3 protein-coding genes are annotated in these 4,693 nt (G+C 72.0%); 2 read left to right on the forward strand and 1 reads right to left on the reverse strand.

Going from position 1 to position 4,693, the window contains the following annotated elements; genetic code table 11:
- Positions 1-1,962, forward strand: a 1,962-nt coding sequence (locus HMPREF0731_RS25615; protein WP_007005151.1) for a caspase family protein, incomplete at its 5' end; no start/stop codon positions are given.
- A gap of 21 nt (positions 1,963-1,983) precedes the next feature.
- Here HMPREF0731_RS25615 and HMPREF0731_RS15700 read toward each other — a convergent pair.
- Positions 1,984-2,577: a hypothetical protein gene (locus tag HMPREF0731_RS15700; RefSeq protein ID WP_007005152.1), complete on the reverse strand. Its 594-nt coding sequence runs from the start codon at positions 2,575-2,577 to the stop codon at positions 1,984-1,986.
- Between the two features lie 200 nt (positions 2,578-2,777).
- Between HMPREF0731_RS15700 and HMPREF0731_RS15705 the strand changes: the two genes are divergently transcribed.
- Positions 2,778-4,586, forward strand: a complete 1,809-nt coding sequence (locus tag HMPREF0731_RS15705) for a type VI secretion system Vgr family protein (RefSeq protein WP_007005153.1) — start codon at positions 2,778-2,780, stop codon at positions 4,584-4,586.
- Positions 4,587-4,693 lie beyond the last annotated feature (107 nt).

The following is a 4,693-nucleotide window of genomic DNA, read 5'->3' on the forward strand; positions in this document are numbered from 1 at the left end:
CGGGATTCCATCGCCCAGCTGCTGCCGCTGCCGCAGGGCGGCCTGGCCTTCGCCGCCGCCGATCCCGGCTGGGGCCGTCTGGCGCCCGATGGCAGGCTGGCGCTCGCCCCGCGCTCCGGCACCGCCGAGTTCCGCGCCACCGGCGACAGCCTGGCGCTCAGCGAGGATGGCATGCGGCTGCGCGTGGTGCCGCGCCCGGGCCAGCCGGCGCTGGCTTTCGACGTGGCGCGCGGCGAATTGCGCCCGAGCAAGCCGATGGAGGGCGACGGGTTGCGCCCGGCCAGCGACAGCGCCGGCGGCATCAGCCTGACGCAATGGCGCAACTCCACCCAGCCCCGGCTGAATGGCCGCCCGCTGGCGCTGGGCCAGGGCGAGTTCGCGCGCAGCGCCGCGGTGCTGCCGGGCGGGCTCGGCTTCGTGCTCGGCACCGACACGCATCTGCGGCTGTACGACGCGCGCGGCAACCCGCTCGATGCGCTGCCCGGCCCGGGCGCGAGCTGGGGGCTGGCGCTGACCGGCGATGGCTCGTTGCTGGTCGCCGCGCATGCCGATGGCACGCTGCGCTGGTACGGGCTGGCGGAGAACCGCATCACCGAGCGTGCCGCCCTGTTCATCCAGCCCGACACGCTGCGCTGGGCGCTGTGGACTCCGGAAGGGCTGTTCGACCACGCGCCCTCCGGCGGGCAGGAGCTGGTCGGCGTGCATCTGAACGAGGGCCGCGCGGCGACGCCGGAATGGGCCAGTTTCCAGCAGGCCTATCGTGCGCTCTACGCGCCGCAGGCGGTGCGCGCGCGCATCGGCGGCGTGCTGCCGCAGGCCGGGCGCCTGGCCGATCTGCGCGCCCGCATCGGCCACACCCCGCTGGCCCGCCCGGGCGAGATCTGCGCCGTGCTGCCGGACGGCAGCTGCCCGGTGCTGAACTGGACCGAGGCCGCGCTGCCGGCCGAAGCCACGGCGCTGCGTTTCTCCGTGTTGCCGCAGGATCGCGGCCTCGGCCTCGGCCCGCTCGACGTGCTGCTGAATGGCCGCATCGCCGCGCGCATCGATCCGCCACGCGGCGGCGGCGCGCGGGGCGATGCGCCCTTCCAGGCGGAGATCCCGCTCGACCCCGGGCCCAACACCATCGCCACCCGGCTCTACGCCGCCGATCGCGGGTTGTTCTCGGAAGGGCCGGGGCTGGAATTGCGGCGCGAGGGCCAGGCGGCGCCGCCGCCCGGGGCGGGCCGCCTCGTCATCCTGGCCGTCGGCGTCAACAATTACGGCGTGCCGGACATGGATCTGCGCTTCGCCGTGCCGGATGCGCGCACCGTGGTCGACACGCTGCGCGCCGGCAGCGTCGGGCTGTTCGAGGGCGTCGACACCACCCTGCTGCTGGATGGCGATGCGACGCGCGAGGGCATCCTGCGCGCGCTGGACGATGCGGCGCGCCGGGTGCGGCCGGAGGACACTTTTGTTTTCTACATCGCCGGCCATGGCGTGCGGGTGGAGGAGAATGGGCGTTTCCTGTTCCTGCCCGCCGATATCGGCCGGCCGCGCTCGATGACCGAGGCGGCGCGGCGGGCGCTGGATGATGACGCGATGATCTCGGCGCTGGCGCGCATCCGCGCCCGCGACGGCTTTCTTCTCATCGACACCTGCTATGCGGGGCAGGTGGCGCTGGACAGCCTCTCGGCGCTGGGCAATGAGACGGGTCGCTATCTGCTCGCCGCCTCCTCCTCGGTGCAGGAGGCGCTGGACAGCTATGACGACCGCAACGGCGTCTTCGCCTATGCGCTGCGCGAAGGGCTGGCGGGCCGTGCGGCGAAGGACAGCGATGGGCGGATCAGCGCGCTGGCGCTGGGCGAATATGTCTCGCGGCGCGTGCCGGAACTGGCCAGCGAGAAGCAGCACCGGCAGAATGCGGTGTTCCGCACCGCGACGCGCGACCTGCGCAGCTTCCCGCTGGGCATCGCGCCGCGCTGACGGCGCGGCGCGGCGGCGGCGTCAGACGCGGATCAGGTCGCGGTGGCCGCGCGCGAAATCGCGGATGTCCTGCACCCGCACCTGGCCCAGCGCCAGCCGCCAATGCTGGCGCATCGCCGGGATGTAGAGCTGGATGACGTTGCGGTCGCCGCCATAGCCCTGGCCGGCATCGACGCTGTTGCGCCCGCCATAGCGTCCGGTCAGCTCCACCGGCCGGCCGCGCCCCTCATAGGCGTCCATCGGCTGCTCGAACACCGCCGAGATCACACGGTCGATATGGCTCCACTCCCAGGGCACGGCCAGGAAATGCCGCGCCATCTGGCCGAGATTGAGGCCGCGCGGCGCGCAGCCGCGCATCACCTTCTCCAGCTGCTCATACTCCAGCCACCAGCCGCCGCCCTGCTGGCCATCCTCGCCATAGCGGGAATCGGCGAAGCGGTAATACAGCGTGCGCCGCGTGTGCAGACGCGTGCGGTTCGGGTTCTCGATCCCGCCATTGCGCTCCACCGCCGTGCCGTGCTGCGGCCTTCCGTACCAGTCCTGCAGGTTGAAGCCCTTGGCGAGCAGCAGCCAATGCGGCTGCGAGAACGCCTCCTCGTTCAGTGCCTGGGTCATGGGCGGTTCCGCTCCCTTGTCGATCCGCCCTGGCTGGCTGCCGGTCGCGGCGGTTCGGCGCAAGCAGACCGCCGATCAAGAAAGCGTTTGCCCCGCGGCAGGGTTGTGCCTCTACCGCGCGACGCGTGATCGTGGGAAAACCCAGTGTCGAACTGGCGCTCCGCGGGATCGCGCTGCGCGCCGATGGCGAAGGGAAACGCATGTCGTCCGGCTTGGTGCAGGCGGATCGCCTGTTGCAGATGACGACGCCGCTCGGCCCCGATGTTCTGGTGCTGCGCGCGCTGCATGTCAGCGAGCAGATCGGCGCCCTCTACAGCATCGAGGCCGAGGCGGTGTCGCTGCGCCCCGACATCACGCCGGAGGAGATGATCGGCCGCGGCATCACCTGCACCGTGGCGCCGCCCGGCCGGCCGCCGCGGCATTTCCACGGCATGGTGCAGGCCTTCAGCCGCACCGGCGATTACGAGCGCGGCTTCAGCCGCTACCGCATGGTGGCGCTGCCGAAGCTCTGGCAGCTCAGCCGCACCTCGGATTGCCGCATCTTCCAGAGCCAGAGCGCGAAGCAGATCGTGCAGACGGTGCTGGAGGAAGGGCAGGTCAGCCCGGTGCGCTTCGGCAGCCTGCCCGGCGCGCCGCGCAATTACTGCGTGCAGTGGAACGAGACCGATCTCGATTTCGTGCAGCGGCTGATCGACGAGGTCGGCGGCGGCTATTTCTTCCGCCACGAGATGGGCGAGCACACGCTGCACATCACCGGCGCCAATGCCGATTTCCCGGCCATTCCCTGCCCGCCGCTGACCAGCCGGCCCGGCGCCGAGAATGGCGGGCCGGACACGCTGTGGGACTGGGCGTCCTCCACCCAGCAGCGGCCGGGCAGGGCGGCGGCACTGGATTATGACATGCTGCGCCCGGGCGCGCTGCTGAATGCCAGTTCCAGCACCATGCTGGCCAGTTCCAGGGCCGAGGCCGAGCTGTTCTCCTGGCCCGGCCAGCAGGCGCCGCGCCCGGATGCCGACCCGGCGCGGCTGGCCATGGAGCGGGAGGAGGCCGCGGCCGAGACGGTGCGCGCCCAGGGTGCCGAGCCGGCCCTGTTCGCCGGCGGGCGTGTCATGGTGGCGCCCGCCCTGGGTGCGGCGCCGGTGCCCTGGCTGGTCACCGCCATCACCCACAACGCCGTCGATGACAGCCACATGGTCGGCGGCGGCGGCGCGCATTACGGCAACAGCCTGGCGCTGATCCCGGCGGCGCGCAGCTGGCGCCGCCCCGCCGCCTGGCCGCGCCCGACCATCCCCGGCCTGCAATCGGCCATCGTCACCGGCCCCGAGGGCGGCGAGATCCATTGCGACGAGCATGGCCGGGTGAAGGTGCATTTCCACTGGGACCGCGCCGGGCCGCGGCATGACGGCTCCTCCTGCTGGGTGCGGGTGGCGCAGCCCTGGGCCGGCAGCTGGGGCGGCACCTGGTTCCTGCCGCGCGTCGGCGACGAGGTGCTGGTGGGCTTCATGGATGGCGACCCGGACAAGCCCGTGGTCATCGGCAGCCTCTACAACGAGCCGGCGCGCCACGCCCAGGCGCTGCCCGGCAACATGACGCAGAGCTGGATCTCCACCCGCTCCTCCAAGGGCGGCGGGCCGGAGAACGCCAACATCCTGCGCATGGAGGACAAGGCCGGATCGGAAGAGGTCTATCTGCAGGCCGAGAAGGACATGAATGTCCTGGTGCGCGACAATCGCAGCGCCCGGCTGCAGAAGGGCCATGACAGCCTGGTGGTCGAGAAGGGCAATATCTCCGTCAGCGCCGAGCAGGGCAAGATCGAGATCGAGGCGATGCAGTCGATCACCCTGACGGTGGGCGGCTCGAAGATCACCATCGACCCCTCCGGCGTCACCATCGAGGGCACGCTGATCCACGCCAAGGCCGGCGGCTCGGTCAAGCTCGAGGCGCCGCTGATCCAGGAGGAGGCCTCGGGCACGATGATCCTGCAGGGCGGCATCGTCCGCATCAATTGAACATGCCCGAGCCCCACCCTGTCGCGCCCTCCCCGCCGGCGCCGCCGCCCGCGCCCGCCGGCAAGCTGGCGGTCGCCCTGCCGCCGCTGCTGCCGCTGCTGGAGCTG

Origin of the sequence: Pseudoroseomonas cervicalis ATCC 49957 (assembly GCF_000164635.1) — a bacterium.
Classification (GTDB): Bacteria; Pseudomonadota; Alphaproteobacteria; order Acetobacterales; family Acetobacteraceae; genus Pseudoroseomonas; species Pseudoroseomonas cervicalis.